This is a genomic window from Xanthobacter sp. DMC47 (assembly GCF_056313845.1).
On the sequence record NZ_JBQUZM010000001.1, the window covers coordinates 1,278,838 to 1,294,880 of the forward strand.

Consider the following 16,043-nt stretch of genomic DNA (forward strand, 5'->3'; position numbering starts at 1 on the left):
GCTGGCCTTGGATTCCCTTCCCGCATCCCCCCTGCTGTCCCGCCGCGGTCTCTTCACCACCCTCGTCCTGCCGCTGGCCCTTGGCGCCTGCGTGACCACACAGGAGGAGATGCCGGTGAAGGCGCCACGCGTTGCCCCGGCCGATGCCGCGCGCTATGGCGCGCTGGAGGACGGCGGCTTCCGCATTCCCGCCGCCGACCCGGACGACATCAAGCCGCGCAACGTTCGCCAACTGGTGGCGGCCCCCGCCGGACAGGAGCCGGGCACGCTGGTGGTCGATCCGAAGAACCGCTTCCTCTACCTCGTGCAGGAGAACGGCAAGGCGCTGCGCTACGGTGTGGGTGTCGGCCGCGAAGGGCTGGAATTCTCCGGCACGGCGAATGTGGGCAACAAGCGCGAATGGCCGAGCTGGCGACCCACCGACGCGATGATCGCGCGCGAGCCCGCCAAGTATCGCCCCTGGACCGGCGGCATGGCCGGCGGCGAGACCAATCCGCTGGGCGCCCGCGCGCTCTATCTGTTCAAGGACGGCAAGGACACGCTCTACCGCATCCACGGCACCAACGAGCCCTGGACCATCGGCGAGGCGGTCTCCTCTGGCTGCATCCGCATGATGAACCAGGACGTGATCGACCTGTACCGCCGCGTGCCCAACGGCACGAAGGTGGTGGTGCTTCCCGTCTGAGGTCTCGAAGCCTGCGCGGCGCTTGAGCGAAGGCAACGCAACGCACCAACCCATCCCCTTTCCACCCCGTCCATTGTCCCGCGACGGGGGGATGCGCGAGCGCCCGGACCCTGCACGGTCCGGGCGCTCGTTGTTTCAGGGGGTCAGTAGCGGGCGTCCGCCGGCTTCTTGTCCTTCGGCCAGTCGTTCACCTTGGGGGCGAAGTCCGGCCGCGGCATGTGACTGAAGTATTCGGCCACGTCCACCGCCTCCTGGTCGGTGAGGCCGCCCTGGCCCAGCGGGAAGCCGCCGTGGAAGCCGATGGGCATATTGCGCTTCACGAACGCCGCCGCTGTGTAGGTGCGCGCCATGCCTGCGCCGATGTTGAAGGATTGGTCGCCCCAGAGCGGGGGATAGACGAAGGCGCCGGCGGCGTCCTTGATGCCCTCCCCGTTCGACCCGTGGCAGACGGCGCACTGGGCGGCGTAGACCTTGGCGCCGTTCTCCGTATCCGGCTTGATCTGCGGGCTGATCTTGCCGACGCCGCGGCCCTCCACCTTGTCCTCGGGCTTGGTCTCCCGCTTCATCCAGTCGAAATAGGCGACCATGGCCTTCATGTCGTCGCCGTCCTTGGCCAGCGGCTTGCCGTTCATGGAGCGCAGGAAGCAGCCGTTGATGCGGTCTTCCAGCGTGATCTCCCGCCCGGCCCGGGGCGCGTAGCTCGGGAAGAAGGCGGAGACGCCCACATAGGGCGAACCGTCGGCCACCGTGCCGGCATTGAGGTGGCAGCTGGAGCAGTTCAGCACGTTGCCCACATTCTTCGGCAGCAGGGTGTGCGTCTCGGTGTTGAGGCGCATGCCGCGCACCAATTGAGCCGCATTCGACTCATTGAGCACGTCCGCGATGCGCGGCGTGTCGAACGGCCGGGTGTCCACCTTCGGATCGAGCGTGGCCCGCGCCCCCTTCACCTGCGCGGCCTTGACCGGCGCGGCATTCTCGCCCCAGCTGGCGCGGACGAAGGTGAGGATGTCGGCGATCTCCTCGTCGCCCAGCCGGGCGAAGCCGGGCATGGTGAAGACACGGGCATGCGCCTGCGTCTGCGCCGTTGCCCAGCCGGTGAGGGTGATGTGAACGAGCGTCGAGGGGTCTTTCGCCGTCACGGTGGGATTGCCGGCGAGCGGCGGAAACACCTTGGCGACGCCGGCGCCGTTGAGGCGATGGCAATCGGCGCAGAACTGGGCGTAGGCGAGCCCGCCCCGGGTGGTGAACATGGCCGCAGGCACGCCCGTGTCCGGCGTCGCCGGGCGGTGCGCCCGGGGCTGGTCGGTGGGCAGACCGCCGAGATAGGTGGCAATGGCCACGAGGTCGGCGTCGGTGAAGTTCTGGGTGGAGTTGTGGATCACCTCCGTCATGGAGCCGGAAACGGTGCCGAAGCGGTTCTGGCCGGTCTTCAGCAGCTCCACCGTGTCATCCACATCGCCAAGGCCGCGCAGGTTGACCGCGTTCCATTCCTCGACCTTCGAGCCCGAGAGGAACTTGTCGCCGCTGCCACCCGCATCGCCCATGGCGAGTTCCTGGAAGCCGATGCCGCGCGGCGTGTGGCAGGCGCCGCAATGGCCGAGGCCTTGCACCAGATAGGCGCCGCGGTTCCACACGTCACCCTTGTTCGCGTCCGCGACGAAGGGGTGGCTTTCGAGGAACATCTGGTTCCAGAAGGCGAGCGTCCAGCGCTGGTTGAAGGGGAAGCCGATGCCGGACGGCCGGTTGGGGCTGTCCACCGGCGCCACGCCCTTCATGAGGTAGACGTAGAGCGCATACATGTCGTCCGGCGACATCTTCGCATAGGACGGGTACGGCATGGCCGGGTACATGTGGGTGCCGTCGGCGGTCACGCCCTTGCGCATGGCCCGATCGAAGGCACCGAAACTATAGCGGCCGATACCGGTCTTCGGATCGGGCGTGATGTTGGTGGAATAGAGCATGCCGAACGGCGTCTCCAGCCCGCGCCCGCCGGCCATGGGCTGTCCGTCCGCCTTGGTGTGGCAGGCGACGCAGTCGCCCAGTTCGGCGATGTACTTGCCCCGGGCCACCAGCTCCGGGGCCGCCGCCTGCGGCCGGGTGCGGCCACCTTCATCGATGCGCGGCGGGGTCACGACCCACCAGAACACGGCTGCCCCGACCACGACGACGCCGGCTGCGGCGGCGGCAAGTTTCTTCAATCGCGGCGCGCGCCGGATCGTACTCGCGTCGTTCATGGAACGACCTCCTCACGTCGCAGAACGCGAAGGGCAAACGCGCTCGCCCGGAGAAGCGCCCTCGGCGCTCCCCGGCCCTGCGCAGCCGCTCTTTGCTCTGCTTTTCAAGTCCCGCAAGAAGACCCTAGACGGAGGGTGCGACGCAGCATTGACGCACCGCAACTGTGGAATTCCGGTCTTGAGGTTATCCTCAGGCGCAACGCTGCTTCAGCCGTCGCGCACCATGGGGAAGAAGTCGGTGGGACCCATCTGGCCGCCCTTCAGCACCAGTTCCAGCCCGTCGTAGAGCGGGTCGTCCGACCAGGCCCGGCAGAGGGGCGCGCCGGGAGCGAGGCCGGCGACGATGTCGAGGGCGAAGATGTTGAGCGCCTCCATCACCTCGCCGGAACTATCGCCGCCCGCCACCATCACCCGCCGCACCGCTCCGCTCTCCACGATGCGGCGCATGATCTCCGCCAGCACGGTGCCCACCCGCCGCGCCGCATCGGCACGGGAAAGGCTGGCCACGGCGGCGGTGGCGTCAAAGCCGGCGACGGCCGGATCGTCCGGCCCCTCGGCGCTGTAGACGACGGGGCTCTGGCCGCGCGACAGCGCATCCATGGCCGTTGCGACGGCACGGGCGATTTCCGCCTCCGGATGGGCGTCGGAGAGCGCGCGGGAGAGGTCCAGCCGCTCCGTGTGGAAGCCGGCGGCCCGGGCGTGAGCGAGCTGGGCCGCCGTCACCGGCGAGCAGCTTCCCGAGACCACGGCGATGGTCTCCACAGACACCGCCTTGGGCAGGCCGGGGGTCTGCGGCAGCAGGCCGAGGCTGCGCCAATAGGCGGCAAGGGCATATTGCAGGCCGGAGGAGGAGGCGGAGAACAGGCCGTCGCCGCGGTTCTCCCAGATGAGCCGCCCCGCCTCCACCAGCGTGTCCTCATCCATCACGTCGATGAGCACCACGGGCGTGTCATCGCCCTGCACCGCCGCGCAGCGCACCTGCGCCTTGCCGGCGCGGATTTCGGCGAGATCGATGAGCGCCATGCGCCGGTCGGTCTGGCGCGACAGGTGACGGGCGAGGTCGGCCTCGTCCATGGGCGTCACCGGATGGCGCGACATGGTGGGGTGGCGGTCGAGCCGGTAGGTGGTGCCGTTCCAGGTCACGAACAGATTGCCGAACATCTGGTAGCGGCCGAGGCGCGGCACGCCCACCACCATGGGCGACCAACCGCCGCCCATCTGCTTCACCCCGAGATCGATGGCGCGGCCGATGGAGCCCACATGGGGCGCGGAATCGAAGGTGGAGCACACCTTGTAGTGCAGCACCGGCGCGCCCAGCCCCGCGAGGCGGGCGAAGAGCGGCGGCAGCTCCTTGTCCATCCACTCCGGCGAGCGCCCACGCGAGGAGCCGGCAAGGCCGATGGCCCGCGCCTGCGGAAAGCGGGCGCGCATGTCGTCCGTGGGCGGGCGCAGGAACAGCACCGCGGGCACGCCGGCCGCCGTGATCGCCTCCAGCGCATCGGTGGAGCCGGTGAAGTCGTCGCCGTAATAGGCGAGGAGCAGCCCCTCCGGCAGCGCCGCCCCGGTCTTGGTCCCCGAAGTCATCGCCAGAAGCCGAGCGCGGTCTTCAGCGCGGTGTTGCGGCTCGCCTCGTCCTCGAGGCTCGCGCCCGCCATGGCCGCCCGCCACGCCGCCCGAAGCGCCTCGACGCCGGCCGGCACGCCGGCGGGATGGCCGAAGATGCCCCCGCCTGCCGTGTGGATGAGGTCGGCGCAGCCGATGGCGGCATAGGTCTCGGCCGCCTGCCGCCCCGTCTGGCCGGAGGAGAAGACCGGCATGGCCTCCATGGGGGCCGTGTCGTTGAGGGGCGACAGCACCGCACGGGCGGCGGCGATGACGCTCTCGTTGCTCTCGGAGAACTTGTTGTAGAGCCCGTTCACATGCAGGTGGTCCACCCCGGCGAGGCGCCAGAGCTGCTGCCAGGGGGCATAGTCCCACCCCAGCGCCGGGGCGCGGTAGAGTGTGCCCCAGCCGGCGCGGTGGCCGTGAAGGGGCAGCTGGGCATGGCGGGCGATCTCCCGCACCCCCACGAGGCCGATGGAATTGAGGCACACCATCACGCAGGTGCCCCCCAGCTCCAGCACCAGGTCATGGCGGCGGCGCATCTCGTCCAGGTCGCCGGTGATGTTGAAGGCCACCATCACCTTGCGGCCGCGCCGGTCGGCCGCATCGTTCACCACCCGCATCACCGCCCGCGCCCGCTCCTCGAACGGGCAACGGCCGCCATCGGCCTGCAGTTCGTCGTCCTTGATGAAGTCGATGTCGCCGGCGATCAGCTCGCGCACCTGCTGCGCCGTCTCCTCCGCCGTGAGGCCGATGGAGGGCTTGATGATGGTTCCGATGATGGGTCCTTCCGAGACACCGGCGAGGCGCCGGGTGCCGGAAATGCCGAAGGCCGGACCCTTGAAAGCTGACGTGAACCCGAATGGCAGCTGAAGGCCGGTGATACGCAGACCGGAAACCTGGTGTAACTCGAACAGATTGCCGGCGATGGTGGACATCAGGTTCGGCAGGGAGGGGCCGAAATTCTCCACCGGCCAGGACAGTTCGAGCGTCGCCCTCGTGTAGCGATCGGACGCCATGGCGCCCGGCAGGCTGGGCCGGTCCACCACGTCAAGTATCTCAAGACGCTCGACTTTTGCGCCCGAGCGCTGCTTCAGCTCGGCCGTCTCGGTGGCGAGCGCCACGAAGGTGCCGCTCGACTGCTCCCCGGCGATGACCTCCGCCGTCCGGGCCGGGTCGCCCCCGGTCTCCATCCAGTAGGTGGCATGGACACGATCGCTCATCACACGGGTTCCCAAGGTCGTCTTTCGGGTGAGCCCAACCCATTGCCTTCGTTGAGGAATCGGTCGGGCTCTCGGGGCAGCCGGCGCCGCTCAGGTGATGCGGCGGATGCTCTCGGCGATCTCGTCATTGTCCAGGCACTTGAGCCAGTCGTCCCGCATCAGCCGCGGCTTGCCGAACTGGATGGCCTTGTTGCAAGCATCTGAGAACATGCCCGGAATTTCCTTGAACGTCACCGCCGCAAGGATGTTCATGTGGCCGAGAAGGAAGTCCCGCGCGCACTCCGCCGGCACCCCCCGCCGCACCGTCTCGTCCATGGCTTCGCGCATGACATCGAGCAGGGTGGCGCAGATGGTCTCGGACAGGCCCGGCTCCAGGATCGCCATCTGTTCGACGGTCAGGCGATAGGAGCGCAGGATGGGGGCGTAGATGGCCTTCGCCACCGCCTCGCCCAAGGCAAAGGCTTCGTCCGGCCCCTGCATCAGCGCGGAGGTGATGGACTGCTTCGCCGCCACGCCTCCGAAATAGTCGCGCCGGCCTTCCTCGGTGGTCTCATCGTTGAAAATCAAGGGATGGCAAGGGTGCGAGACGAAGTAGACGAGGTCCGCCCGCTCCGGCAGATGACCCGCGAAGGGCGCCGCGGCGTCCAGCAGCATCACCATGGTGCCCGCCTTCAGCTTGGGCGAGATGGCGTGGGAGACCTTGCCGATGAGCGTGTCCGGCACGGCGAGGATCACCACGTCGGCACCGTCGAGGGCGGCGTCCACCTCGGTGCAGTCCACGCCCACCTCGTCCTTGAGCCGCTTGTGGCCGACCTCGCTGACCTCCACATGGGCCACGCGGAAGTCCGTCTTGGCGAGGTTCTTGGACAGGCGCACGCCCATCTTTCCGCCGGCGCCGAACAGCGCGATCTTCGCATCCATCATGTTTCTCCCGTCGTCTTCATCGGGGCCGGCGGGGCCGGCCCCTGCGTTTGTCCTGTGGCGCCGTCAGGCCGAGCGCGCCGGAGCCGCGCTGCCGTCGGCGACGCTATCACCCTGCCGTGCCACCACCAGCGTGAGCACGGCCGAGAGAAGCATGAAGCCGCCGACCAGCAGCATCGCCGCCTGGAACGAGCCGGTGGCGTCCTTCACCCAGCCGGTGATGAAAGGTGCCGCAAAGCCCGCCGCGTTGCCGACCGTGTTGATGAGGGCGATGCCCGCCGCAGCGCCCGCGCCGGACAGGAAGCGGGCGGGGATGGCCCAGAAGTTGGGCAGCGCCGAGAAGATGGCGCAGGCCGTGACCGTGATGACCGCCACCGTCGTCGCCGGCGAACTCATGTAGAGCGCCACCGGGATGGAGAGGGCGCCGACCAGGGCAGGCAGGCCCACATGCCACGGCTTCACGCCGGTCTTCGCCGCCTGCCGGCTCCACAGCACCAGGGCGAACGCCGCCGGCAGATAGGGAATGGCGGTGATGTAGCCCTTCTGCATCACGCTGAACTTAGAGCCGAACTGGGCCTCGAAGCCGGAGATGATGGTGGGCAGGAAGAAGGCCAGCGCATACAGGCCATAGATGAGGCCGAAGTAGACGAGGGACAGAATCCAAACGCGCCCGTTCAGCAGCGCACCGGAGGCGAGGATGTTGTGGGCGCCGGACTTGGCCTTGTCTTCCTTGGCGAGTTCAGTGGTCAGCCAGGTGCGCTCGGCGGCCGTGAGCCACTTGGCGTCGGCCGGCTTGTCCACGAGGTAGAACCACGCGATCACGCCCACCACGATGGCCGGCACGGCGACGCCGAAGAACATGATGCGCCAGCCCGCGAGGCCCATGAGCCCGTCGGCGCCGATGAGCGCCGAGGCGAAGGGGGCGCCGATGACGATGGTGAGCGGCTGCGCCACATAGAACAGCGCCAGCACCTTGTTGCGGTGGCGCGCCGGCACCCACATGCTGAGATAGAGGATTGCGCCGGGGAAGAAGCCGGCCTCCGCCACGCCCAGCAGGAAGCGCAGGAAATAGAGCCCTTCCACGCTGCTCACCCAGGTGAACAGCAGGGCGACGATGCCCCAGGTGACCATGATGCGGGCAAGCCAGCGCCGCGCGCCGAACTTGTGGAGCGCAAGGTTGCTCGGCACTTCGAGGAGGATGTAGCCGAGGAAGAAGATGCCCGCGGCGAAGCCGAACTGCGCTGCGTTCAGGCCGAGGTCCTTCGTCATGCCGTTGGGTCCGGCGAACGACACGGCGGTCCGGTCGAGGAAGTTGATGAAGAACATCAGGCCGATGAACGGCGCCAGCCGCCAGCAGACCTTGCTGATCGCCGACCGCTCGACGGCCGACACCTCGGGCTCAGGCATGGTTTTCTCCCAGATAAGGCAGATGGATTGGCGTCTGCGCATTCTTGATCTTGGGCTCCCGGCCTCGCCCGTGGTGCGGGCGATGGGAGCTGGACGATAGCCATTACGCGCCGCGAGGCCCGGGAAACAATCGATTTGTTGTCTGACCGCTGTGAGTTAAACTCACATTCCCGATGCTGCATCGCAGCGAACCCGGAGCAATCCGCCGATGTCCCAGCAGCCGAGCCACCCGTTGCCATCACTGGTAGCGCTGCGCGCATTCGAGGCCACGGCCAGGCACCGGAGCATGAGCCGAGCGGCGGAGGAATTGTGCGTAACGCACGGCGCGGTGAGCCGGCACGTGAAGGCCCTTGAGGCGACCCTCGGCGTGCAATTACTGGCGCGGCGGGGCAGCGCCACCGATCCGACGCCCGAGGGCCAGCGGCTCGCGGAGGGGCTGACGACCGCGTTCGGGGTGATCCATTCCACGCTGGAGCGGGTGCGGCCGGGGCCGCTGACCCTGTCCTGCTCGGCCTCAATCATGCTGTGCTGGCTCATCCCGCGCATGGCCAGCTTCCACCGCCGCAATCCGGACGTGCAGGTGGAGCTGAACATGAATTATGACAAGGTGGATTTCAGCCGCGACAACATCTCGCTGGCGATCCGCTCCTCCACCATCCCGCCGCCGCGCGACGCCATCATCCGTGAACTGGGGGCAGAGTGGATCGGCCCGGTCTGCGCGCCGGATTATCTTGCCGCCATGCCGCTGGCGACGCCGGACCACCTGGCGCAGGCGCACCTGCTGGCCACGAACACCCGGCCGGAGGCGTGGCGGGACTGGGCGCAGGCGACCGGCCACGGCGGTCTCGCGCTCAAGGCGTCGCGCAGCTTCGATCATTTCTATCTGCTGATACAGGCGGCCGCCTGCGGCCTTGGCGTGGCGGTGGTGCCGCACATGCTGGCGTTGAGCGAACTCCAGTCGGGCCGGCTGGTGGCGCCGTTCGGCTTCACGCCCGGCGCCCGCCACCTCCGGCTGTGGATTTCGCCGCAGGCCGCCATCCGCGCGGAGCTGAGAGCATTGGAAGCCTGGCTGGTGGGCGAGATGGCCACCTTCGGCGCGCCGCCGCAACCGGGCGCTAACGGCGCCGACGCATCGACCGGCCGGCTCGCGCTTCAGCCCGAGGTGGATCGAACCGTCACGTGACTACGGCCCAGGTAATCGACACGGAGGTGCCGCAGCCCGTGATGCCAGCGTCAGCTTCCCGGTTTGCCATGCACGTTCGGCAGGAAGAGGTCCTTCCAGCTCTGCGCCGTGGCGGTGATCATGCCGGTGCGGGTCATGAAGTCCGCATATTTCTGGATGGCCTGCGGGGTGGTGGTGAAGGTCACCTGGGGATCGTTCAGGATGCCCTCGATGAGCGCCACTTCGCTGCCGTCGCCGGCAAGGCGGACATAGTCCCGGGCCGCGGCTGACTTGTCGCGGTTGATGATGGCAATGGCCTCTTCGAGCGCCGCGAAGAAGGCGGCATAGATTTTCGGATTGTCGTTGGCGAAACGCGTCGTCGTCCAAACCACGTTGAAGGTGGACGGCTGGCCCAGCACGTCGAAAGTGTTGAGCACCGTGTGCACGCCAGGTTTCCTGAGTTCCAGCTCCTGGATGGGCGCGGCAGTGAAATGGGCGGTCACCTCGTTGCCGGCTAGCAGCGCCGCCATGCCGTCCGGATGGGAGAGCGTCACGGTCAGTTTGTCGAGGTCGTTGCGGCGATCCGGGCCCAGCTCCTTCTCTGCGGCCATCTGCAGGAACATGGCCTGCACCGAAACCTTCACGGCCGGCAGGGCAATCTTGTCCTTCGCCGTGAAGTCCTTCAGCGAACGCACATTGGGATTGGACGTATTGAGCAGGAGCGGCATGGAGTTCATGGCCGCCGCCGCCTTGACGGGATTGGAGCCGTCCTTGGTCTTGGCCCACAACAGCACCAGGGGCGGGACGCCCCCGGCGGCGAACTGGATGGCGCCGGACAGCAGGGCATCATTCATCGCCGCGCCACCGGCGAGCTTGATGTAGCGGGTCTTCAGGTTCGCCACGCCGCGCGCCGCCGCCTCCTTTTCCAGCAGGCCTCGGTCTTCCATGATCATCAGCGGCAGATGGCCGAGGCTCGGCTGTCGGGCGATGGTCACGTTGTCCACCTCGGCCGCCGCGACCGACGTCATTGCGGCGAGCAGCACGAGCGCGGCAGCCGTTTTCCATTTCAGTGCCATCATCCTTGAGCCCTCCGTCTGCGTTTCCTCGCCCGTCGTCCGAGCGTCGCCGGGTCTGATGCCCGGATCGGGTTTTGGTCGGCCTGAGGCTCAGCCGCGCCGGATGACCGGAGCGGGAACGCCCTCGATCATCACGTTGATCGCTGCGGCAAGCCCGCTCGCGTGGGCCTCGGCGAGAGCGTCCGGCAGGTCGGCAGCATCGGTGACGAGGGCGCCATATCCACCCAGCGCCCGCACCACCTCGTCGTAGCGGGTGGGCAGCAGATCGCAGTAGCGGGTGCGCTCGGCGCCATAGGTGCGCAGCTGAATCTGGTGCTCGGCGTTCCAGCGGGCGTCGTTGCCGATGACCGCGATGAAGGGCGCGCCGACGCGCACCGCCGTGTCGAATTCCGCCATGTGAAAGCCGAAGGTGCCGTCGCCCATCACCGCCACGACCGGCGCCTCCGGCCGTGCGAGCCGGGCGGCGATGGCGAAGGGAATGGAGGCGCCGATCGTGCCGGAAACGCCGTTGATGATGCGGTTCTGCGTCTTGACGATGGCTTGCGGCCACTGGCCGATCTCGCCGCCATCGCAGACGAGCGTCCCATCGGGATGGCGGGCGAGGAAGTCGCGCACCGCGGCGCATAGCTCTACCGGGTGGATACGGCCCGAGGCCGCCCGCGCGCTCGCCCAGGCCGCCGGCACGAAGGCCAGCGCCTCTTTCACCTGCGCCAGCCAGGATCCACGGACCGCAGCCGCGGCCGGCGGGGATGCGGCGATGGCGGCGAGCACGCGGCCGACCTCCGCTTCCACGCGCTCCACAAGGAGCGCACCTTTCGCCTTCGCCGCACGCGCCAGAAGGTCCGGGTCCGCATCCACCACCGCGAAGCGGCAGGACGCCGCCACCGTAGGTGGCGCGCAGAACTTCAGCGTGAAATCCAGCGCCTTGCCGAGCAGCAGCACGAGGTCTGCCTCGGCCAGAAGTTCGGCAAAGGCGCCAAGGCCGGGATCGTTCACCCCGCGCGGGCTCTCCATGCCGATCACCGGCACGCCCGTGGCGGCTTCGAGCCGCGCCATGGCTTGTCGTCCTGACGGCGTGCAGAGCGCGGGGCCGCACAGGATGAGGGGGCGGTCCGCAGTCTCAAGCAGCGCCGCGAGACGTGCTGCGATGGCTTCGGCATCCGTCGAGGTGCGTGCCTCCTTGATCGTCACGGTCGGCTGCGATGCAGCCAGCCGCTGCTCCAGAAGATCCACCGGCAGCGCGAGATGAACGGGGCCGGGCCGCCCCTCTCGCGCGATGCGGATGGCCCGTGCGATGTCGGCGCCGAGCGCTTCGGCGCTCTCCACCATCCACGAGGCCTTGGCCATGGGCCGTGCGACCGCCGCCTGATCCATCTCCTGAAAGGCGCCGCGTCCCAATTCGCCGATGCCGGCCTGGCCGGACAGCAGAAGCACCGGGGATTCCGCCCCGAGCGCCGTGAACAAAGCGGCCGCGCCGTTGGACAGGCCCTGCCCGCCGGTGACGAGCGCCACCCCGACCTCACCGGTCAAGCGCGCATGGGCATCCGCCATATGCACCGCCGCCGCTTCCTGACGCACGTGGACAAGGGCGATATCCGTCTCCAGCAGCGCATCATAGACCGGCATGATGTGGTTGCCGGACAGGGAAAAGATGCGCGTCACCCCATGCGCCTCAAGCGCGCGGACAACGAGGTCCGCGCCGCGCGGGGCGAGATCTTGCGCCGCGGCGGGGAGAGGGGCGGCGGCAGGGTGGGCGGGTGCGGGGCTCATGCGACGTCTTTCAGCAGGCTCTGGCCGGGCGCGACGCGGGTGAAGGCCACCGCGGCCGTGGAAATGTCGAGGCGGCCCGCCTCCTGCCGCACCAGCGTGTAGCGCGAGGTATCAAGGTCCGAGGTCTCGGGAAAGTCCTCGCGGAAATGGGCGCCTCGGCTATCCTCGCGGGCGAGCGCCGCGGCGGTGATGACCTGACTGACGAGCACCAGATTCTCGAGGTTCAGGCGGTCCATCCAGGTGAGGTTGTAGCGGCGATCCCCATCAGGCGCGCCGGCGCGGGAGACGGCATCGGCGAGGCTGCCCAGCGTCGCCTGCGCACGCTTCAGCCCCTGCGCGGTGCGCAAAATGCCCACGTCATCCCACATGGCTTCGTAGAGTGCCTCGCGAATGGCGGGCAGTTCGCGCGCGTCGCGGCCCAGCGGCGAGAAGGCGCGCTCCAGCGCGTGTTCCAGGGCCGCCGGATCGGGATCGGCGAGGGCGCGCCCGCGCTCCACCTCTCGCGCCATGGCATCGCCGGCGATGCCGCCAAATACGGTGGAGTTGGCCACCCCGTTGCCGCCGAGGCGGTTGGCGCCGTGCACGCCGCCCGTATCCTCACCGGCCGCGTAGAGACGAGGCATCGCGGTGCCGCAATTTCCGCCGAACACAACGCCGCCCATCATGTAATGAGCGGTGGGGATCACCTCCACCCGCCCTCCGGCGAGGTCGAAGCCGCAATCGGCGCAGCGCTCCACCATGCCCTTGAAGGTCTTGCGCACATGGTCGGGGCCGAGGTGCGCCATCTCGATATTCACGCCGCCATGGGCCGTGGCGTAGCCGTCGCGGATCCGGCGCATGATGGAGCGGCTGACGATGTCGCGGGTGGCCCGCTCGCCACGCGGGTCATAGAGATGCATGAAACGCGCACCGGTGCGGTCCGTGAGCCAGCCACCGGCGCCGCGCAGCCCCTCCTCCAGCACGGTGCCCGTCATGCGCGTGCCGGGGCCGGCGAGGAGGCCGGTGGGGTGGAACTGCACCATCTCCATGTCGCGCAGCGCAAGGCCGGCCCGCAGGGCCATGGCGAGCCCGTCGCAGGACTTGTCGCCGGAGGGGGTGTGATACTTGTACATGGTCGGCCCGCCGCCGGTGGCGAGCAGCACCGCGCGCGCCTTCACCAGCACCGGAACGCCCGTGCGCATGTCCAGCATGAGCACCCCGGCGAGGCCCGAGCCATCGGCTGCGGGGATGAGGTCGAGGGCGCGGTGGTCCTCCATGCGGTTCACATCGCGCCGCCACACCTGCTCCATGAGGCGATTGATGATCTCGATGCCGGTGAGGTCGCCCTTGTGCACCGTGCGGTCGAAGGTCTGGCCGGCGAAGGCCTTCTGGTGGACGGTCCCATCCGGATTGCGGTCGAAGAAGCAGCCGAGCTCGGTCTCCAGCTCGCGGATGCGCACCTGCGCCTGCGTCACCAGCGTCCAGGCGAGATCCTGGTCGTTGAGCCACTTGCCGCCTTCCACCGTGTCCATGAAATGGCGCTCGACACTGTCGCCGGGGGCGAGCGCCACGTTGTAGCCGCCCTGGACCATGCGGGTGCAGCCGCATTTGCCGATGAGGCCCTTCACCGCCACCGTCACGTCCAGATCGGGCGCGGACTTCTTGGTGTGAAGCGCGGCGAACAGGCCGGCCCCGCCCGAGCCGAGGATGAGGACGTCCGTCTCGCGGACCGCGACGGCGGGCGTCATTCGGAGGCTCCGATGCCGGCCAGCACCGCGTCCCTGCGGGCGGCGACATCAGCCTGTACCTGGGCGAAAAGCGAGCCGCCATGGGCGTCCATGCCCACCAGCAGCGGCCCGAAATCGCGGATGCGGAATTTCCAGAGGCTCTCGGGGTGGAGGTCGTCCATGTCCACGTCCTCGATCTCCTCGATCCACGTGGTCTCCAGCGCCGCCGCCCCGCCGACGATGGCGAGATAGGCGCCGCCCAGCTCGCGGAAGGCCTCCAGCGTCGCCGGACCCATGCCGCCCTTTCCGACGATGAGGCGCACCCCTTCCCGCTCCATGAGCGGGCGGGTGAAGCGCTCCATGCGCATGGAGGTGGTGGTGCCGATGCAGAAGGGCGTGTAGCCGGCGGGTGCGGCGGGGGATTTCTCCACCCGGTGCACGTTGGGCGCGGTGTGGATCACCGCGTGTCCCTTGAGATCGAGGCATGTGGTGCGGCCCCGGTCGAACATGTGGATCTGCGTCGCGTCGCGGATGCCGAACAGGGTGCGCTGGAGCGTCACCGTATCGCCGACCTTCAGGGCGCGGACCTGATCGGCATCAACCGGCATTTCAAGGACATGGTGGGCCATCGTAGCGCTCCGGATCAGCTGAAGGCGATGCCGCCGGGGGTGAAGGTGGCCCGCGCGCGGCGGGCGGAATGGCACTGGATGTTCACTGCCACCGGGTTCTGGGTGATGTGGGTCGCGGCGACCTCCACATGGACGGCGAAGGACGTGGATCGTCCGCCGAGGCCCTGCGGCCCAATGCCCAATTCGTTCACCGCGCGGGACAGCTCGGCCTCGATCTTCGCGCCTTCGGCATCCTCGCACACCGTGCGCAGGGGACGGGTCGCGGCGATCTTGGCGAGGTGCATGCACAGGTCCGAGGTGCCGCCGATGCCGACGCCCACGATGGTGGGCGGGCACACCCGGCCGCCCAGCTCGATCACCCGGTCGACGACGAAGCGCTTCACGGCGGTGATGCCGTCCGAGGGCAGCAGCATCTTGAGGAACGAACCGTTTTCCGAGCCCGAACCCTTGGGGATCATCTCGATAGAGACGGTCTCCTCCCGGTTGTCGAAGTCGATGTGGATCACCGGCACGCGGATGCCGCAGGAATTCTGGTCATTCTTGCGGGTGATGGGATGCACCACCGACGAGCGCAGGGAGTTTTCCTTGGTCGAGCGCGCCGCGCCGCGGCGCACCGCCTCCTTCAGCCCTGCCCCGTCGAAGGTCACGTTGCGGCCGATGGTGATGTTGTAGATGGGGATGCCGGTGTCCTGGCACAGGATGTTGCGGGTGCGCTCGGCGACCTTGATGTTCTCCACCATGGTGCCGAGGATGGCTTGGCCGGTCGCATCCGTTTCCGTGCGCTGCAGCTCCGAGAAGCCGGCCTTGATGTCCGGCGGCAGCAACTGGAGCGCGCGCAGATAGAGGTCGGCGCAGATCTTTTCGACTTCGTCGAGGTTGAGGTCCATGGGATGCTCCTAGAAGACCAGCGCCAGACCCGAGAGCAGGATCATCAGCGACAGCATCTGCTTGAATGCCTTCTCGTTCAGGCGGCCGTAGATCTGGAGGCCGAGCACGGCGCCGACGGCGAGCGGCGGCAGGGCCAGGACGATGAGCAGCCAGGAGCGCCCGTCGATGCCCACCACCCCGACAGCAGCCAGCGTCACCACATGCGCGAACAGGATGAAGGGCTGGTACACCCCGCGCGCCACCTCCTTCGGCCAGCCGCGCAGCTGGGTCCAGATGGTGGGAACGACCCCCGAATACCCCCCGAGCCCACCAAGGATGCCGCCCACGAAGCCGATGCCCGCATTGGCCCACCGGCCACCGGCGACGATCACCGGAAGGCGTGGAGCAAGGAGGGCGTAGAGGGCATAGGCCGCCATGCCGAGGCCCAGAGCGAGCTTCAGCGGGGCGGGGTTCACCGCCGTGAGCACCAGCACCCCGAGCGGCACCCCCACCAGCGCGCCCACGAGGAAGGGGGCGAGGCGCACGCCGTCGATAGACCGGCGGATCGGCCAGACCAGCGTGAGATGCAGGATGCTGCCGCAGGCGACGATGAGCGCGGTCGTCTGGATCGGGTCGAGCGCGTGCAGCCAGATGGCGGAGGCGGCGAGAGCGAAGGCAAAGCCTGCCCCGCCCGCGGCCAGCGCGCCGAGAAAAGCGCCGGCCCAGAGCACGGACAGGGTGGCGAGCGGAATGCCGAGCAT

At 68.6% G+C, this 16,043-nt stretch carries 13 protein-coding genes; 2 read left to right on the plus strand and 11 right to left on the minus strand.

Translation table 11 applies throughout. From position 1 onward, the window contains the following. Positions 1–7 precede the first annotated feature (7 nt). Positions 8–685 carry a L,D-transpeptidase gene (locus tag ACT54R_RS05900; RefSeq protein WP_476324488.1) on the plus strand — a complete coding sequence of 226 codons (678 nt, stop codon included), beginning with the start codon at positions 8–10 and terminating at the stop codon, positions 683–685. A gap of 143 nt (positions 686–828) precedes the next feature. On the opposite strand, the gene ACT54R_RS05905 is transcribed toward ACT54R_RS05900, so the two are convergent. From ACT54R_RS05905 to ACT54R_RS05925, 5 genes are all read right to left on the minus strand, one after another. Further along, complete coding sequence (locus ACT54R_RS05905; protein WP_476324490.1) at positions 829–2,919, minus strand: c-type cytochrome; 2,091 nt, start codon at positions 2,917–2,919, stop codon at positions 829–831. Between the two features lie 207 nt (positions 2,920–3,126). Beyond that, positions 3,127–4,503, minus strand: coding sequence for a 3-oxo-isoapionate kinase OiaK (gene oiaK / locus ACT54R_RS05910; protein WP_476324492.1), 1,377 nt, complete (start codon positions 4,501–4,503; stop codon positions 3,127–3,129). Beyond that, positions 4,500–5,744, minus strand: coding sequence for a ribulose-bisphosphate carboxylase large subunit family protein (locus ACT54R_RS05915; RefSeq protein WP_476324494.1), 1,245 nt, complete (start codon positions 5,742–5,744; stop codon positions 4,500–4,502). The genes oiaK and ACT54R_RS05915 overlap by 4 nt, the downstream gene beginning before the upstream one ends. Before the next feature lie 90 nt (positions 5,745–5,834). Continuing rightward, positions 5,835–6,665 carry a phosphogluconate dehydrogenase C-terminal domain-containing protein gene (locus tag ACT54R_RS05920; RefSeq protein ID WP_476324496.1) on the minus strand — a complete coding sequence of 277 codons (831 nt, stop codon included), beginning with the start codon at positions 6,663–6,665 and terminating at the stop codon, positions 5,835–5,837. A gap of 66 nt (positions 6,666–6,731) precedes the next feature. Further along, on the minus strand, positions 6,732–8,072 hold the full coding sequence (locus tag ACT54R_RS05925; RefSeq protein ID WP_168459511.1) for an MFS transporter: 1,341 nt from the start codon (positions 8,070–8,072) through the stop codon (positions 6,732–6,734). Positions 8,073–8,280: 208 nt separating this feature from the next. Here ACT54R_RS05925 and ACT54R_RS05930 point away from each other — a divergent pair, with 208 nt between their 5' ends. Further along, positions 8,281–9,255 carry a LysR substrate-binding domain-containing protein gene (locus ACT54R_RS05930; RefSeq protein WP_476324498.1) on the plus strand — a complete coding sequence of 325 codons (975 nt, stop codon included), beginning with the start codon at positions 8,281–8,283 and terminating at the stop codon, positions 9,253–9,255. A 50-nt stretch (positions 9,256–9,305) separates the two neighbouring features. Here the strand turns inward: ACT54R_RS05930 and ACT54R_RS05935 are convergent, their stop codons facing one another. The 6 genes from ACT54R_RS05935 to ACT54R_RS05960 all read right to left on the minus strand — a co-directional run bounded on the left by ACT54R_RS05935 (position 9,306) and on the right by ACT54R_RS05960 (position 16,043). Further along, positions 9,306–10,313, minus strand: coding sequence for an ABC transporter substrate-binding protein (locus ACT54R_RS05935; RefSeq protein WP_476324500.1), 1,008 nt, complete (start codon positions 10,311–10,313; stop codon positions 9,306–9,308). A gap of 87 nt (positions 10,314–10,400) precedes the next feature. Then, positions 10,401–12,080: a thiamine pyrophosphate-binding protein gene (locus ACT54R_RS05940; RefSeq protein ID WP_476324502.1), complete on the minus strand. Its 1,680-nt coding sequence runs from the start codon at positions 12,078–12,080 to the stop codon at positions 10,401–10,403. Then, positions 12,077–13,807: an L-aspartate oxidase gene (locus tag ACT54R_RS05945; RefSeq protein ID WP_476324504.1), complete on the minus strand. Its 1,731-nt coding sequence runs from the start codon at positions 13,805–13,807 to the stop codon at positions 12,077–12,079. Before ACT54R_RS05945 ends, ACT54R_RS05940 begins: the two co-directional genes overlap by 4 nt. Further along, entirely contained in the window at positions 13,804–14,415 is a 612-nt protein-coding gene (locus tag ACT54R_RS05950; RefSeq protein ID WP_476324506.1) for a fumarate hydratase C-terminal domain-containing protein, read from the minus strand. Before ACT54R_RS05950 ends, ACT54R_RS05945 begins: the two co-directional genes overlap by 4 nt. Positions 14,416–14,429: 14 nt before the next feature. Further along, positions 14,430–15,302, minus strand: coding sequence for a fumarate hydratase (locus ACT54R_RS05955; RefSeq protein WP_476324508.1), 873 nt, complete (start codon positions 15,300–15,302; stop codon positions 14,430–14,432). Positions 15,303–15,311: 9 nt separating this feature from the next. Then, positions 15,312–16,043: a sulfite exporter TauE/SafE family protein gene (locus ACT54R_RS05960; protein WP_476324510.1), complete on the minus strand. Its 732-nt coding sequence runs from the start codon at positions 16,041–16,043 to the stop codon at positions 15,312–15,314.